This is a genomic window from Siccirubricoccus soli (assembly GCF_024178315.1).
GTDB classification, from domain to species: Bacteria; Pseudomonadota; Alphaproteobacteria; order Acetobacterales; family Acetobacteraceae; genus Siccirubricoccus; species Siccirubricoccus soli.
In genome coordinates this window covers 1-16258 of the sequence record NZ_JAMZIK010000152.1, presented here as the reverse complement: position 1 = coordinate 16258, position 16258 = coordinate 1, and the positions used below count along the sequence as shown (strand labels likewise).

12 protein-coding genes and 1 pseudogene are annotated in these 16258 nt (G+C 72.5%); 8 read left to right on the top strand and 5 right to left on the bottom strand.

Annotated elements, in window-relative coordinates:
• Window positions 1–33 precede the first annotated feature (33 nt).
• On the bottom strand, window positions 34–933 hold the full coding sequence (locus NJ376_RS21925; protein ID WP_252955420.1) for a DMT family transporter: 900 nt from the start codon (window positions 931–933) through the stop codon (window positions 34–36).
• A gap of 261 nt (window positions 934–1194) precedes the next feature.
• On the opposite strand from NJ376_RS21925, the gene NJ376_RS21920 reads away from it, so the two are divergent.
• The 7 genes and pseudogenes from NJ376_RS21920 to NJ376_RS21890 form a co-directional block, all read left to right on the top strand.
• Entirely contained in the window at window positions 1195–3483 is a 2289-nt protein-coding gene (locus tag NJ376_RS21920) for a helicase-related protein (protein ID WP_408906682.1), read from the top strand.
• A 119-nt stretch (window positions 3484–3602) separates the two neighbouring features.
• A complete protein-coding gene (locus tag NJ376_RS21915) occupies window positions 3603–5240 on the top strand; it encodes a DEAD/DEAH box helicase (RefSeq protein ID WP_252955419.1) in 1638 nt (545 codons plus the stop codon).
• 186 nt (window positions 5241–5426) lie between these two features.
• Window positions 5427–6044, top strand: a complete 618-nt coding sequence (locus NJ376_RS21910) for a glutathione S-transferase family protein (RefSeq protein WP_252955418.1) — start codon at window positions 5427–5429, stop codon at window positions 6042–6044.
• A gap of 4 nt (window positions 6045–6048) precedes the next feature.
• A complete protein-coding gene (locus NJ376_RS21905; protein ID WP_252955417.1) occupies window positions 6049–6591 on the top strand; it encodes a HutD/Ves family protein in 543 nt (180 codons plus the stop codon).
• 13 nt (window positions 6592–6604) lie between these two features.
• The gene (locus NJ376_RS21900; RefSeq protein ID WP_252955416.1) at window positions 6605–8284 is read left to right on the top strand and encodes a M3 family oligoendopeptidase; all 1680 of its coding nucleotides are present in this window, start codon (window positions 6605–6607) and stop codon (window positions 8282–8284) included.
• A 227-nt stretch (window positions 8285–8511) separates the two neighbouring features.
• A complete protein-coding gene (locus NJ376_RS21895) occupies window positions 8512–9054 on the top strand; it encodes a thermonuclease family protein (protein WP_252955415.1) in 543 nt (180 codons plus the stop codon).
• A gap of 29 nt (window positions 9055–9083) precedes the next feature.
• Window positions 9084–9248 (top strand): annotated as a pseudogene (locus tag NJ376_RS21890) (IS481 family transposase); the annotation flags it as partial.
• Here NJ376_RS21890 and NJ376_RS21885 read toward each other — a convergent pair.
• The gene (locus tag NJ376_RS21885; protein WP_252955414.1) at window positions 9245–10489 is read right to left on the bottom strand and encodes an NAD(P)/FAD-dependent oxidoreductase; all 1245 of its coding nucleotides are present in this window, start codon (window positions 10487–10489) and stop codon (window positions 9245–9247) included. The pseudogene NJ376_RS21890 and the gene NJ376_RS21885 overlap by 4 nt on opposite strands.
• Window positions 10490–10814: 325 nt before the next feature.
• Here NJ376_RS21885 and NJ376_RS21880 point away from each other — a divergent pair, with 325 nt between their 5' ends.
• On the top strand, window positions 10815–12128 hold the full coding sequence (locus NJ376_RS21880; RefSeq protein WP_252955413.1) for a tetratricopeptide repeat protein: 1314 nt from the start codon (window positions 10815–10817) through the stop codon (window positions 12126–12128).
• A 60-nt stretch (window positions 12129–12188) separates the two neighbouring features.
• On the opposite strand, the gene NJ376_RS21875 is transcribed toward NJ376_RS21880, so the two are convergent.
• The 3 genes from NJ376_RS21875 to NJ376_RS21865 are packed head-to-tail and all read right to left on the bottom strand — an operon-like array spanning window position 12189 to window position 15831.
• On the bottom strand, window positions 12189–14465 hold the full coding sequence (locus tag NJ376_RS21875; RefSeq protein ID WP_252955412.1) for a xanthine dehydrogenase family protein molybdopterin-binding subunit: 2277 nt from the start codon (window positions 14463–14465) through the stop codon (window positions 12189–12191).
• The gene (locus NJ376_RS21870) at window positions 14462–14944 is read right to left on the bottom strand and encodes a (2Fe-2S)-binding protein (protein WP_252955411.1); all 483 of its coding nucleotides are present in this window, start codon (window positions 14942–14944) and stop codon (window positions 14462–14464) included. Before NJ376_RS21870 ends, NJ376_RS21875 begins: the two co-directional genes overlap by 4 nt.
• Before the next feature lie 5 nt (window positions 14945–14949).
• Entirely contained in the window at window positions 14950–15831 is an 882-nt protein-coding gene (locus NJ376_RS21865) for an FAD binding domain-containing protein (RefSeq protein WP_252955410.1), read from the bottom strand.
• Between the last annotated feature and the right edge of the window lie 427 nt (window positions 15832–16258).

The following is a 16258-nucleotide window of genomic DNA, read 5'->3' as shown; positions in this document are numbered from 1 at the left end:
CGGGCGCACATTGCGGTCAGGCGCCGCTCCGCCTCACCGCCGCGGCCGCGTCTGCGTCCAGCCGATCCACAACCCCGCCGCCACGATGATCGCCGCCCCCAGCCAGGTCCCGGCATCCGGCCAGTCCCCGAACAGCAGCCAGCCGATCGCGACGGAGCCGATGAGCTGGCAGTACTGGAAGGGCGAAACGATATTCGCCGGCGCATAGCTCAGCGCCCGCGCCAGGCAGTAATGCCCCGTCGCCCCCAGCACGCCCATGCCGCAGAACATCAGCAGGTGCGGCAGGCTCTGCGGCGTCTTCCACACCAGGGGCAGCACCAGCAGCATGCCGAAGGCGCCGACCACGGAGGAGAAGATCGTCGAGGTCTCCGGGCTGTCCACCCCGGCCACCCGCCGGGTCAGGATCTGGTACAGCGCGTAGCAGGTGGCGCTGAGCAGGACGAAGAGCGAGGCCCAGTGGAACACCGCCATCCCCGGCCGTATCACCACCAGCACGCCAAGGAACCCGACCAGCAGCGCCGCGACCCGGGCCGGCGTCGTCCGCTCCCCCAGCATCGGCCAGGCGAGCAGCGCGACGATGAGCGGGGAGGCGAGGCTGATGGAGGCCGCCTTCGCCAGCGGAATGAAGGTGATGGCGAAGAAGTGCGCCATGTTGGAGGTGAAAAGCAGCGCCGAGCGCGTGAGCTGCAGCACCGGCCGCCGCGTCCGCAGCAGCCCCAGCCCGTGCCGCGGCAGGAAGGCGCCGAGCAGGAAGAGGATATGCCCGAAGGCCCGCGCCCAGGAGACCTGGAGCGAGGAATATTCCGCTCCCAGCGCCTTGCCGAAGCCGCTCATCAGCGGGAAGAACAGTGCGGTCGCGCACATGAACAGGATGCCGAGCAGGATATGGCGCTGCGGGCTCGGCGCCGCGGCCGCGGGGCGATCATTCGGCACGCGGCCTTTGCACTCCCTTGACGTTCCAGGGGCAGGATGGCGCCGGCGGCCGGGGCTGGCAATCCGCCCGCGCCGCCCCCATATCGGGCATGTGCCGGAAGGGGTGCTCTTTGCCCCCGGTTTCGCCTAGAAGGGCGGCAACCGGCCTTCCCCCGACTCGTTCCCAACCAGCGTGGCCCGCCCTTCGGCCGCGTGGAGTTCTGCGATTTGACTCTGTCCTCTGGCGCCGCGCCGGATCTCGAAGACTGTCCGACGTCCGCCCTGTCCCCCGCCGAGGCGGCCATCCTGGCCAGCGGCCTCGCGGTGGAGAGCCGGGAGATGCCCGCCCTGATCCGCCGGGTGGCGCGCCGCATGCCCGCCGATGCCGCCGCCGTGCGCGCCGCGCTGCTGGAAGTGCGCCGCCGCGCCTGGATCGCCCGGCTGAACGACCTGACCAACCGCGCCGGCCGCCCCTGGGTGCGCCGTGCCGACAATGAACTGGCGGCCGGCGAAACCACCGAGCTGGAGCCCGAGGACGCCACCCTGCTGGCCGCCCTCGATGCCGTCCTCGCCCGCCGCTTCCGCGCCCTCGGCCCCTCGCCCGAGGCGGCGCTGGAGGCGGTGCTGGCGGAGCTGACCGAATCCGGCACCCAGGCCCTCTCCGCCGACCGCCACGCCACCCTGGCGCGGGAAGTGGCGGGCGCCTTCGGCCTGCTGGGCGACGCCGCCGCCCCCTTCCTCGACGCCGTCGGCGGCCTGGAGCAGCGCCGCCGCAAGGAGCGCCGCGACGCCGAATCCGCTGCCCGCGAGAAACGGCGGGAGGAGGTGAAGCGGCTCAAGGCCTGGGAGCACTCCCTGGTCGAGTTCCGCGCCATCCCCGCCCTGCTCGACTGCTCGGAGAAGGAGGCGGCGCGCTGGATCGCCGAGGGGCTGATCCCGATCGCCCGCCGCATCCCGCAGCGGGGCGGGCGGGAGAAATGGGAATTCGATCCTGCCGAGCTGGCCCCGCTGCGCCGCGCCGTCCCCGGCTGGCGGCAGGAGGCGCGGCCCGCCGCCCCGGTCATCGGCAGGGGCACCCGCGCCGGCAATGCCGCCATCGCCCGGGTCGCCGCGCTGGACCGCTATGCCGGCCATTTCGCCACGGCGCGGGCGCTGAACCGGCGCATCACCCTGGTCACCGGCCCGACCAATTCCGGCAAGAGCCACACCGCCCTCGATGCCCTGGCGGCGGGCGAGAGCGGCATGGCCCTCGCCCCGCTCCGCCTGCTGGCGCATGAGTTCAAGGACGCGCTGAGCAGCCGCGGCGTCCTCGCCTCCCTCTCCACCGGGGAGGAGCGCATCCCGGTCCCCGGCGCCCGGCACCTGGCCGCGACGGTCGAGATGTGCCCCTTCCACCTGCCGGTCGATGTGGCGGTGGTCGATGAGGCGCAGATGCTCGGCGACCGCGATCGCGGCGCCGCCTGGACCGCCGCCATCATGGGCGCGCCGGCCCGGCACCTCTACGTCCTCGGCGCGCCGGAGGCGGGCGCGATGGTGAAGCGCATCGCCAGCCTCTGCGGTGACCCGGTCGAGGAAGTCTCCCTGAAGCGCAAGAGCCCGCTGGTCGCCGCCCGCGGCCCGGTGCCCTTCGCCGATCTCAGGCCCGGCGACGCCCTGGTCGCCTTCTCGCGGCGGGAGGTGCTCGACCTGCGCGCCGAGCTGGTCCGCCGCGGCAAGCGTGTGGCAGTGGTCTATGGCGCGCTCTCCCCCGAAGTGCGCCGCGCCGAGGCTGCCCGCTTCCGCGAGGGCGAGGCCGATATCCTGGTGGCGACGGATGCCATCGGCATGGGGCTGAACCTACCGATCCGTCGCGTGGTCTTCTCGACGCTGCGGAAATTCGACGGCGAGGAGCGGCGGGAGCTGAACGCCCAGGAAGTGAAGCAGATCGGCGGCCGGGCCGGCCGCTACGGTCGCTTCGAGGAAGGCGTGGTGGCGGTGCTGGCCGGCGGCGGCAGCCCGGAGACGGTCCGGGCGCTGCTGGAGGCTCCGCCCGCCCTGCCGGAGGATCCCCGGCCGCTGGTGCAGCCCGATGCCGACATCATCGCCAATGTGGCGCAGGAGATCGGCTCGGACAGCCTGTTCGGCGTGCTGGCGCGCATCAAGCGCGCCGTGCTGCGGGCCGACGATCCGAATTACCGTCTGGCCGACCTCACCCAGGCCATGGCGGTCGCCTCCGCCATCGACGGCGTGGCCGGCCTCTCCCTGCTGCAGCGCTGGACCTACGCGCTCTGCCCGGTGGATGAGCGGGACAATGGCGTGGCGCGCCTCGCCCGCTGGGCCATCGAGCATGGCGCCGGCCGCCCCGTCGCGCCGCCCTCCGCCGGCCGCCTGCCGCCGCCCGAGCGGGCGGGGCGGGAGGAGCTGGAGCGCGCCGAGAAGACCCATAAGCGCCTGGTCGCCTGGCGCTGGCTGTCCCTGCGCTTCCCCGAGGGCTACCCGGCCCGCGACGAGGCCATGGCCGAGACCGCCCGGCTTGACCGCTGGATCGAGGATGTGCTGCGGACGCAGCGCAAATCGAGGCTGGTGGCGTGAGAGCCCCTGCCCATCGCGGTCGGGGGGCAGTGGCGCCTGCCTGCCGCCTCGCCGCCGAATCCTGTCATATCCCCAGCCCGGCCCTCGCCCCTGCGGCGGGGGAGGGAGCGTGAACTGAGATGCCGTTTCCCGTACTTCCCGCGCCTTTGCTCGCCGCCCTCACCGCCCGCGGCTATGCCGAACCCACCCCCGTCCAGGCTGCCGTCCTGACGCCGGAGACCGCCGGCCGCGACCTGCTCGTCTCCGCCCAGACCGGCTCCGGCAAGACCGTCGCCTTCGGCCTCGCCATGGCCACGGAGCTGATGGGCGAGGCCGAACGCCTGCCGCCGCCCGGCGCGCCGCTGGCGCTCGTCGTCGCGCCGACGCGGGAGCTTGCCCTGCAGGTCCAGGCGGAGCTCGCCTGGCTCTACGCCCCGGCCGGCGGCCGCGTCGTCACCGGCGTCGGCGGCACCGACCCGATCGCCGAGCGCCGGGCGCTCTCGCGCGGCGCACAGATCGTCGTCGGCACCCCCGGGCGGCTGCGCGACCATCTGGAGCGCGGCAATCTCGACCCCGCCGCCATCCGCGCCGTCGTCCTCGACGAGGCCGACGAGATGCTGGACATGGGCTTCCGCGAGGAGCTGGAAGCCATCCTCGAGACCACGCCGGCCGAGCGCCGGACGCTGATGTTCTCAGCGACGGTGCCGAAGGGCATCGCCCAGCTCGCCGCCCGCTACCAGCGCGACGCGCTGCGCATCGCCGCCGGCGACGAGGGCGCGCAGCATGGCGATATCGACTACCGCGCCCTGCTGATCGCGCCGCATGAGATGGAGCGCGCGGTGGTGAACGCGCTGCGCTTCTTCGAGGCGCGCGCCGCCATGGTGTTCTGCCGCACCCGCGCCACCGTTGCCCGGCTGCATGGCAACCTCGCCGAACGCGGCTTCGCCGCCGTGCCGCTCTCCGGCGAGCTCTCCCAGGCCGAGCGGAACCGCGCCTTGCAGGGGCTGCGCGACGGCCGCGCCCGGGTCTGCGTGGCGACCGATGTCGCGGCGCGCGGCATCGACCTGCCGGATCTCGGCCTGGTCATCCATGCCGAGTTGCCGAACGACCCGGAGACGCTGCTGCATCGCTCCGGCCGTACCGGCCGGGCGGGGCGGAAAGGCACTTCCGTGCTGCTCGTGCCCTATAACCGCCGCCGCGGGGCGGAACGCCTGCTGGTGGAGGCGCGGGTGCGCGCCGAATGGGGCCCGGCGCCCTCGGCCGAGGCGATCCGGGCGCAGGACAATGCCCGCATCCTCGAGCAGGCCCGGACGCTGGTGGCCGAGGAGGCCGCCGAGGATGAGCAGGAGATGGCCCGCCAGCTCCTGGCCGACCAGCCGGCCGAGGCGCTGGCCGCGGCGCTGATCCGCCAGCTCCGCGCGCCCCTGCCGGCGCCGGAGGAACTGGCCGCCATGGCCGAGCGCGCACCCCCCGCGCCGCGCGGCCGGCGCGACAATGCCGCGCCGCAGGGCGACGGGCAGCCGGGCATCTGGTTCCGCATGAGCCTCGGGCGGAACGGGAATGCCGATCCGCGCTGGGTGCTGCCCTTCCTCTGCCGCCGCGGCAACGTCACCCGGCAGGAGATCGGCCGCATCCGGGTGATGGAGCGGGAGACGCAGTTCGAGGTCGCCCCCTGGGCGGCGCAGCGCTTCTCCTCCGCCATCCGCCGCCCGGCGGAGGACAACAAGGATGCGCATATCCGCATCGCCCCGGTGGAGGCGGCGCGGGCGCGGCGTTAGGGGGGCCGGCAGGGGGCGCTGCCCCCCGCACCCCCGCCGGGGGGTGGACCCCCCCCCGGACCCCGGTGCGAGTCGGCAGGCTGAACCGTCGAGGCTAAAACTCAGACCGGGGGCCGGGGCCAGGTCCTGGCCCCGGTTGGGGGATCGGGGGCAAAGCCCCCGATCCTGCGCAACAAGGGGAAGACGATGCGCCTCTACCACTCCGCCGGCTCGCCCTTCGCCCGGGCGGTGCGCGTGGCGCTGCGGGAGACGGCGCTGCTGCCGCGGGTCGAGGAGCTGGAGGCGACGCTGCGCGACCCTGCCTCCCGCCTCCTGCCGCACAATCCGGTGGGCCGCGTGCCCACCCTGGTGCTGCCGGACGGCACCGCCCTGACGGAGACGGTGCTGATCCTCGACCATTTGGACACGCTCGGCGCCCCGCACCGCCTGCTGCCGCCCGCCGGCCCCGCGCGCTGGCGGGCCCAGGCGGCGCTCGGCCGCGTCATCGGGCTGCTGGACGGCATCGCGGTGTGGAACCGGGAGCTGCGGCGGGTGCCGGAGGAACGCTCCCCGGCTGTTCTGGCGCTGGAGGAAGCCCGCGCCAATCGCGTGGCCGATGCGCTGGAGGCCGAGGCCGAGGCCTGGGCCCTCGCCGGCCCGCCGGACGCGCCGCGGATCGTGCTGGGCTGTGTCCTCGGCTATGCCGAGCGGCGGCATCGTGTCTGGTCCTGGCGGCAGGGCCGGCCGAAGCTCGCCGCCTGGTGGGAAACCATCGCCGCCCGTCCCTCCTTCACCGACACCGTGCCGCCGCTTTCGGGGATCTGACGCCATGCCGGACCGCCTTCGCCGCTTCGCCGACCTGGACGTGACGCCCTGGCGGAACGGCCTCGGCCGCAAGGCCGACATCGTGACCGGGGAGGGGTGGCAGCTTTCCTTCGCCTGGATCGACGGGCCGGCGCCCTTCTCCACCTATGCCGGCCAGGAGCGCATCATCGCCCTGCTGGAAGGCCCCGGCTGCCGCCTGGATTTCGCGGGGCACCCGCCTCTGGTGCTGGACCGCCCTGCCAGCCCCACGACCTTCAGCGGCGACTGGCCGGCCCTGTGCGAGCCCTTCGGCGGCCCGTCCATGGTGCTGAACCTGATCGCCGAGCGGGCCCGCTGGCGCGGCTCGGTGGAGATCCTCGAGCTGGAGGAGGAGCTGGCGCTGGTGCCGCTCGCCGGCCCCAGCCATGCCGTGCTGCTGGAAGGGGAGGCGGCGATCGCCAATGGGCCGGCGCTCGCCCGGCACGATACGGTGGTGGTGGCCGGCCGGCTGGTGCTGCAGGGCAAGCGGGCCCGGCTGGCCCTGGCGCGGCTGGCCCCGCTGGCGTGAAGGAGGCCGCAGGATGACCGCTTTTCCCCGCTTCGCCGATCTCGCCTTCCCCACCCCGACCGAGGCGGGGCTGGCGGCCGAGGCGCGCTCCGTCCTGGCGCGGATCGCGGCGGGCGAGGTGGAGGCGGCGCTGGCCGAATGGGATGCGCAGCGGCGCGCCTATGAGAGCTGGGCCTCCCTCGTCCATCTCCGCTTCTCCCAGGACACGACCAGCCCGGAGGCCAAGGCGGCGCGGGAATATGCCGATGCGCTGGCCCCCGTCGCCACCGAGCATGAGGTGGCGGTGAAGCGTGCCCTGCTCGCCCTGCCGGACCGCGCGGCGCTGGAGCGCCTGGCCGGCCGCCATGCGGTGCAGCTCTGGGAGACCGACATCACCACCTTCGATCCCGCCATCAAGGTGGAGCTGGAGGAGGAGGCGAAGCTCGGCGCCCGCTACACGGAGCTGCTGGCCTCGGCGAAGCTTGAGATCGGCGGGCAGGTGGTGAACCTCTCCGGCCTCGCCCCCTTCGCCGAATCGCCGGACCGCGAAATGCGCCACCGGGCGGAGGCGCTGCGCTGGGGCTTCTTCGCCCAGCATGGCGCGGCGCTGGACGGGATCTATGACGAGCTCGTCCGGCTGCGCCATGGCATGGCGGTGAAGCTCGGCTTCCCGGACTATACCCCGCTCGGCTACCGCCGCATGCGCCGGACCGATTACGGCCCGGCCGAGGTGGCGCGCTACCGGGAGGAGGTGCTGACCCATGTCACCCCGCTGGTCGGGCGGCTGCTGGAGGCGCGGCGCCAGCGCCTGGGCTGGGATCGGCTGCGCTTCTGGGACGAGGCGCTGATCGACCCGGAAGGCAACCCGAAGCCGATCGGCGACCACGACGTGCTGGTGGCCGCGGCGCAGGCGATGTTCGACCGCCTGGACCCGCGCCTCGCGGAATTCTACCGCGGCATGGAGGCGGGCGGCTTCCTCGACATGAAGAACCGCCCGGGCAAGGCGGGGGGCGGCTTCTGCACCAGCTTCCCCACCATCGGCACGCCCTTCATCTTCGCCAATTTCAATGGCACGCATCACGATATCGGCGTCTTCACCCATGAGATGGGCCACGCCTTCCAGAATTGGGAAAGCCGGTTTCTGCCGGGGATCGACTATCTCTGGCCCACCATGGAATCGGCCGAGATCCATTCCATGAGCCTGGAATTCCTCACCCTGCCGCAGATCGGCCTGCTGGTGGGGGAGGGGGCGGCGGAGCGCTTCCGCCGGATGCATCTGGAGGCCTCCCTGGCCTTCCTGCCCTATGGCGTCTGTGTCGATCACTTCCAGCACGAGGTCTATGCCCGGCCGGAGGCGACGCCCGAGGAGCGCCACGCCATCTGGCAGCGGCTGGAACGGCGCTACATGCCCTGGACGGATTACGGCGACCTCGCCTGGCCGGCCAAGGGCGGGCGTTGGCAGGCCAAGCCGCATATCTACCGCTCGCCCTTCTACTATATCGACTACACCCTGGCGCTATGCTGCGCCCTGCAGTTCTGGGTGAAGTCCCGGCATGACCCGCAGGCGGCGCTGGCGGAGTATGTGGCGCTGTGCGGCCGCGGCGGCTCGGCGCCCTTCCAGGCGCTGGTCGCCTCGGCCGGGCTCATCTCGCCCTTCCAGCCGGGCGCGCTGGAGGCGGTGGTGCGGGAGGCGGAGGCGGTGCTGGCGGACTAAACTCCGCCGGGCTGGACAGGGGGGATGGGTTAGAACATAATAAGAACATTATGTCGCAGCCATCAGCCTTGCTCATCTTCCCCACCCCTGCCGCCGAGAGGCATCCGGAGATCCGGACCAGGACAGCTCCAGGCGAAGCGGAACCAGGTGAGGCAGCGCCGGGCGGGATGGCTTCGGGCCGGGCATGGCCGGCAGGGTCTGCGCCCTGCGCCGGCTTTCTCGCCCGCATGCGCCGCCTGCTGCCGCTCCTCCTGCTCCTCCTTTTCGCCCTGCCCGCCGAGGCCAGGGAGATCCTCGGCAAGGTCGTCGCGATCGCGGATGGCGACACCCTCACCCTGCTGGATGACGGCCGCAAGCAGCGCCGCATCCGCCTGGCCGGCATCGACACGCCGGAATCCCGCCAGCCCTATGGCAGCCGGGCGCGACAGGCGCTGGCGGAGCTGACCTTCGGCCGGCGCGTCAAGGTGCAGGTGCTGGGGGTGGACCGCTACGGCCGGACGCTCGGCCGGGTGATCGCCGGCAGGAAGGATGTGAATGCCGCCCTGGTCCGCCAGGGCGCCGCCTGGGTCTATCGCGCCTATACCGACGACCCTGCCCTGCTGCGGCTGGAGGCCGAGGCACGCGCCGCCCGCCGCGGCCTCTGGGCCCTGCCGGAGGCGCAGCGCCAGCCGCCCTGGGAATGGCGCCGCCGGCCGGCCACCTTCACCCCGCCGGCGACGAGAGGCCCCACCTTGCGGACCCAGGCCGTGCTCCTGCCAGCCGCCGCGTGACATACAGACGGATCCAGACCCGGACCGGGGTCCGGGGCCAGGTCCTGGCCTTCGTCCAGGCCTACAACTTCGCCAAGCACCTCAAGGCACTGCGATGGCGAACACCCTTCCAGGCCCTCTGCGATGCCTGGACCACAAATCCATCAGGCTTCAAGAGCAACCCGCACCACCTCATCACGGGACCGCACATCTAGGCGAATCTCTCCGCCCGGTACGGCGCCGGGTCCGTGAAGGGCTTGGTCCCCGTCATCATCTCCCCCAGCAGTCGCCCCGTCGTCGGCCCCAGGGTCAGCCCCTGATGCGCATGGCCGAAGGCGCACCACGCCCCCGCCTGTCCCGGAAGGGGCCCGATGATCGGCAGCATGTCCGGCGTGCAGGGCCGCACGCCCATCCAGGGCGTGCCCTCCACCCGGTCGCCCAGCGGCAGCAGCTTGCGCGCCACCGGCTCCGCGCGCTCGAGCTGCACGGGCGTTGCCGGGGAATCCAGCCGGGCGAATTCCGCGCCGGTGGTCAGGCGGATGCCGGCCCGCATCGGCGCCAGGAGGAAGCCGCTTTCGGTGTCCAGCACCGGCCGGTGCAGCACCGCATTGCCGCGCAGCCCGTAATGCATGTGGTAGCCGCGCTTGCCGAAGACCGGCGGGGCATAGCCGAAGCGCCGCGTCAGCAGGGCGGAATGGGCGCCGAGCGCCACCACCACCTCCGCCGCCTCCACCGGCCCCGAGTCCGTCTGCACCCGCCAGCCGCTGCCGGCCCGGGCCAGCGTCAGCGCGTCGCCGCGCAGCAGCCGGCCGCCCTCTGTGGTGAACAGCTTGGCATAGGCTACCGTCAGCGCATGCGGATCGCTGACTGAGAGCGGGTCCGTCCAATGGATCGCCCCGGTGCGGGAGACGAGGAGGGAGGGCTCCGCCTCCGCCAGCCCTTTCGCATCCAGCGCCTGGTAGTTCACGCCATAGTCACGCCGGGCGATCTCCGCCTGGGCCAGCGCCGCTTCCAGCAGCCTTGGGTCGCTGAACAGCCGCATCCAGCCGATCGGCCGCAGCAGCGCCTCCGCCTCCGTGCCGCGGGCCAGCGCCTCGTGCTCGTCCACGCAGGTGACGATCAGCTTCGCATAGGCGGTCACCGCCTGCAGGTAGCGGCGCGGCTCCGAATGCCACCAGTATCGCAGCAGGGGGGAGGCGAAGCCCGGCAGCGCCAGCGGGTGGTAGGAGACGTCGATGGCGTGGTTGCCGGCGATCCGCCGCAGCTCCGCCATAGCGCGGGGGAAGGGGTGGGGATAGACCGCCTCCCGCTGGATCAGCCCGCCATTGCCGAAGCTGGCGCCCTCGCCGGGGCCGTTGCGGTCCACCAGCGCCACCTCATAGCCGCGCCGCCGGAGATGCAGCGCCACCGAGACGCCGACCATGCCGGCGCCGAGAACGATGGCCGAGTGCGGCATGCTGTGCCCTGTCCCTCTCAATGCTGGCCGGGGATGAAGGGCGGCGCGCCCTGCGGCCGGGCCAGGCTGCGCTGCGGCAAGGCCCGCAGGACGGCAGCCGCCGGAAGGACCGTGCGGAAAACCGGCGCCGCGGACGATTCCCGCCGCGATCTCAACCGATTGGCTCCGGCTTGGCAATGCCGTCCCGGTGGCCGGGCACCGCCGCCAGAAATGCCGCCTGCATGACATATCTCTGTCCGCGCTGTAACTTTTGGCCTCGCATTGCAGCCCGGGCCAGGGGGAAGGTCCCCGCCAATTCACCCAAAGGCAAGGAGGAGGCACTGCCATGCAGAGACAGGATGAATGGGGCCTGGCGCTGAGCGGCGCCAGCGGCGAGGCGGCCGATCTCTACGGGGAGGCGCTGCGGGAATTCCGCTGCTATGTCGGGGACCCGGTGGCGGCGGTGGATGCCGCCATCGCGCACAGCCCCGGCTTCGTCATGGCCCATGCGCTCCGCGCCTGGCTGCATCTGGTCGGCACCGAGCCGGGCGGCCTGCCCGTGGCGCGGGAGGCGCTGGCCGCCGCGCAGCACCTGCCGGCCACGGCGCGGGAGCGCGGCCACCTTGCGGCGATCGAGCGGCTGGTGGCCGGGGAGTTCCAGGCGGCCGCCCGGCTGCTGGAGGATGTGGCGATCGCCGAGCCACACGACCTGCTGGCGCTGCAGGTGGGGCACCTGCTGGATTTCCTGCTCGGCGATGCGCGCATGCTGCGCGACCGCATCGCCCGCGCCCGGCCGCGCTGGAGCGCCGGCATGCCGGGCTACCACGCCATCCTCGGCATGCATGCCTTCGGCCTGGAGGAAAGCGGCCTCTACGCCCAGGCCGAGGCCAGCGGCCGCCAGGCCGTGGCGCTGGAGCGGCAGGATGGCTGGGCGCAGCACGCCGTCGCGCATGTGCTGGAGATGCAGGGGCGGCAGCGCGAGGGCATCGCCTGGATGCGCGCCGACATCCCCGCCTGGACCGAGGGCAGCTTCTTCGCCCGGCACAATTGGTGGCACCTCGCGCTCTACCACCTCGATCTCGGCGAGGTGGAGGAGGTGCTGCGGCTCCATGACGGGCCGATCTTCGGCGATCCCTCGCCGGTGGTGATGGACCTGATCGACGCCGCGGCGCTGCTCTGGCGCCTGCACCTCCGCGGCATCGATGTCGGCCAGCGCTGGCAGGCGGTCGCGGATGGCTGGGAGCAGCATGCCGCCGCCGGCAATTATGCCTTCAACGACCTGCACGCCGTGCTGGCCTTCATCGGCGCCGGGCGGCCGGAGGCGGTGGCGCAGGTGCTGGCGGCGCAGGAGCGGGCCATGGCCGGGCCCGGCGACAATGCCCGCTTCACGCGGAAGGTGGGGGCACCGGCGGTCCGGGCGATGCTGGCCTTCAGCCGCGGCGATCATGCCGAGGCGATCCGGCTGCTGCGGCCGATCCGCCATATCGCGCACCGCTTCGGCGGCAGCCATGCACAGCGCGACCTGCTGGATCTGACGCTGGTGGAGGCGGCGCTCCGCGGCGGGGAGAAGGCGCTGGCGGCAGCCCTGGCCAGCGAGCGGATAGCGCTGAAGCCGGAGACGCCGGCCACCCTGGCGCTCTGGCGCCGCGCCGCCGCCTGAAGGCGGCGCAGCGCGGCAAGGGGCTCCGGGGGCGCGGCCCCCGGAGCGGCGGGCTGGCGGCTACTCGGCCGCCAGCTTCATGTCCATCACCTCCGTCACCTTCGGCGGCGACATCGGCAGGCTGTAGAAGCGCCGTCCCAGCGCGTCATAGACCGCGTTGGCGATGGCGGCGAGCGGCGGCACGATCGGCGCCTCGCCCACGCCCTTCACCCCCTGCGGATGCCGCGGGTTCGGGATCTCCAGCACCACCGCCTCGATCATCGGCACGTCGGAGCAGACCGGCATGCGGTAGTCGAGGAAGTTGGCGTTATCCAGCCGGCCCTGCCGGTCGTAGAGGTATTCCTCCGACAGCGCCCAGCCGATGCCCTGCACCACGCCGCCCTGGATCTGGCCTTCCACGTAGCTGGGATGCAGGGCACGCCCGACATCCTGCGCCGCGGTGTAGCGCAGCACCCGGACGATGCCGAGATCGACATCGACCTCGACATCCACCACATGGGTGGCGAAGCCCGGATCCGCGCCCTGGGTGTTGAGCTGGACGCCGGCGCCGATCGGCCCGCCCGTCTCATTCGCCTTCGCCGCCAGGTCCTTCAGCGCGAGCGGCGGGAACTGCCCGGCATTCGGGCCGGCCGGCCGGCAGGCGCCGTTCTCGTAGATCACCGCCTCGGGGTCGATCTTCCAGATCTTCGCCGCCCGCTCCTTGAGCTGGCCGATGACCTTCTCCACCGACTGCGTCACCACCATGGCGGAGGCGAAGGTCACGCGGCTGCCGCCGGTGAGGTTGGAGAAGCCGATGGAGGCGGTGTCGCCGATGATGACCGAGACGCGGTCATGCTCCACGCCCAGCAGCTCGGCGGTGACATTGGCGATGGAGGCGCGGGAGCCGCCGACATCAGGATGGCCGGTGGTGACCACCACGTTGCCGTCCTCGGTCAGGTTCACCTGCGCCGAGGATTCGCCGCCCGCATTGTACCAGAAGCCGGAGGCGACGCCGCGGCCGCGCTTGATGCCCGGGCGCGGGTTCTTCTCCAGCGGCGACTTGTAGTGCTCGTGGTTCTGGATCGCCTCGATGGTCTCCTCGAAGGTCACCTGGTTGAAGGTGGCGCCATAGGCCGCCTTCATCCCTGTCTTGGCGCTGTTCCTGTGGCGCAGCTCCAGCGGGTCGATGCCGAGCTTCTCCGCCAGCTCGTCCAGCACGCATTCGGTCGCATAGGCGCCGAGCGGCGCGCCCGGGGCGCGATAGGCCGCGACCTTGGAGCGGTTGGAGACGACGTCGTAGCCCACCGAGAGCACATGCGGGATGGCATAGGGCGCGAAGGAGCAGCCGACCGGCCCGCGCAGCGGGGAGCCGGGGAGGCAGCCCGCCTGCAGGTAGAAGGTGCCCTGGGCGGCGACGATGGTGCCGTCCTTCTTCGCGCCGATCTTGACGGTGGAGAAGGAGCCGGAGGTCGGGCCGGTGGCCCGCATCACCTCGTCCCGGCTCATCACCATCTTCACCGGCCGGCCGGACTTCTTGGAGAGCAGCAGCGCCACCGGCTCGAGATAGATGATGGTCTTGGCGCCGAAGCCGCCGCCGATCTCGGCCGGGATCGCCCGGATGTTGCTCTGCGGCACGCCCGTGAGCAGCGAGGTCATGGCGCGGACCATGAACTGGCCCTGGGAGGAGGACCAGATGGTGGCGCGGCCATCGGGCGCATAGCTCACCGTGCAGGCCTGCGGCTCGATATAGCCCTGGTGCACCGGGCGGGTGCGGAAGGTCCGCTCGATGACGACATCGGCCTCGGCGAAGCCCTGCTCGATGTCGCCGAGCTTCGCCACCATGGTGCCGGCGATGTTGGAGGGCTTGCCCTCATGCTTCAGGAAGTCGTGCAGGATGGGCGCATCCGGCTTGATCGCGTCCTCGATCTCGATGACGTGGGGGAGCACCTCGTACTCCACCTCGATCAGCTTGCAGGCCTCGGCGGCGGTCGCCTCCGTCGTCGCGGCGACGGCGGCGATGGGGTGGCCGTGGAACAGCGCCTTCTCCCGCGCCATCACGTTGCGGCACATCCAGCGCATGTCCTGGATGCCGAGCATGACGGACTTGTCCACCGGGAAGTCCACGATGTCCTTCGCCGTCACCACTGCCTTCACGCCCGGCAGGGCTTCCGCCTTGCTGGTGTCGATGGACTTGATGATGGCGTGGGCATGCGGGCTGCGCAGCACCTTGCCCCAGATCATGCCCGGCATGGTGGTGTCCGCCGCATAGGCGGCGCGGCCGGTCACCTTGTCGGCGCCGTCCGGGCGGACGGTGCGGGCGCCGATCCACTTGTTCTCGGTCGGGGTGATGACGTTCACGACGCGGTCTCCCTCATCTCGGCGGCGGTATCCATGACGGCGCGGACGATCTTGTCGTAGCCCGTGCAGCGGCAGAGATTGCCGGCGAGGCCGAAGCGCACCTCGGTCTCGGTCGGGTTGGGGTTCTTCTCGAGCAGGGCGCGCGCCGCGATCAGCACGCCCGGCGTGCAGATGCCGCATTGCAGCGCCGCCATCTCGAGGAATTTCCGCTGCAGCGGGTGCAGCTTGTCGCCCTGCGCCATGCCCTCGATGGTGCCGATGCTGTGGCCATCGGCCTCCACCGCGAGGACGAGGCAGGAGCAGGTGAGGCGGCCGTCGAGGGTGATGGAGCAGGCGCCGCAATCGCCGGTGCCGCAGCCTTCCTTCGTGCCGGTCAGGCCGAGATTGTTGCGCAGCGCATCCAGCAGGCTCTGCTGCGGCTCGCAGAGGAACTCGGTCGGCTCGCCATTGATGGTCGTCGTGACATGGACCTTGGCCATCTGGATCACTTCCTCCCGGCGCGTTCGGCGGCGATCGCCGCGGTGCGTTTCAGCAGCACGCCCGCCACCTTGGTGCGGTAGGCGATGGTGCCGCGCTTGTCGTTGATCGGGTTGCAGGCGGCGCGGCAGGCGGCGGCGGCCGCTTCCAGGGCGGCCTCGTCCAGGGTCGAGCCGATCAGCGCCTTCGCCGCATCCTCGACGAGGAGCGGCACCGGCGCGACGGCGCCGAGCCCGACCCGCGCCGCGGTGACCTTGCCGCCCGCCATGGTGAGGTTCACGCCGCAGCCGACCACGGCGATGTCCATCTCGGTGCGCGGGATCATGCGCAGATAGGCGTCGCCGGAGCCCGCCGGGCGCGCCGGCAGGGTGAAGCTCACCAGGATCTCGCCGGGCGTGAGGGTGGTGCGGCCGGGCCCGGCCGGCACCTTCTCCACCGGCAGGGTGCGGCGGCCATTGGGGCCCTGCACCGTCACCACGGCGCCTGCCGCGATCATCGCCGGCACGCTGTCACCGGCCGGCGACGCGTTGCAGAGATTGCCGCCCGGCGAGGCGCGGCCCTGCACCTGCTTCGAGCCGATGAGGTTCACCGCTTCCAGCACGCCGGGCCATACCTTGCCGAAGCGCGGATGGTCATGCAGCGTCGCGCCGCTGACCGCGGCGCCGATCACGAAGCTGCCATCCGGCTGCTCGGTGATGGCGGTGACTTCCTCGATCTTCTTGATGTCGATGATGGTGCCCGGCTGCACCACGCCGGCGCGCATCTGCACCAGCAGATCGGTGCCCCCGGCGAGGATCCGCGCCGTCCCGCTCGCTGCGCCCTGTGCGGCGGCGAAAGCGCTCACCGCATCCTCGAGCGTACGGGGCGCGAGGTATCTGATCTCAGTCATTGATCGTTTCCCGTCCCAGACCTGAGCCGCCTCGGGCAAGGTCGCGGGGAGGCTAGGCCGTTCCGGCCGGTCCGGCTAGAGCGGATCGGCTGGCGGGCTGCGCGCGCCGCTGCCGGGCAGGGCGAGGTGCAGCGCGACTCCAGCGGCGGCGTGCCGATCCTGGTCCGCGGCGGCGCCGCTCCGCGGTGGCGCGTCGCGATCCTGTCCCGCGAGGATCGCGGCCGGGCGCCCGGCCGCGCGCAATGGCACCGGCGGCCGGCGCTCGGACCTGTCGCGCTCAGCCCTGCCGCAGCGGCCCGCGCGCGACCCAGCCCATGCCGATGTTCTGCGCGGGCGGCGCGGCGCAGGTGAAGAAGGCGCGCAGCAGCGGCGTCGCCTCTGCCGGCGCCGCGGCCTGGGGGCGGCGGTGCCGGCGCCTGGCGGCGCC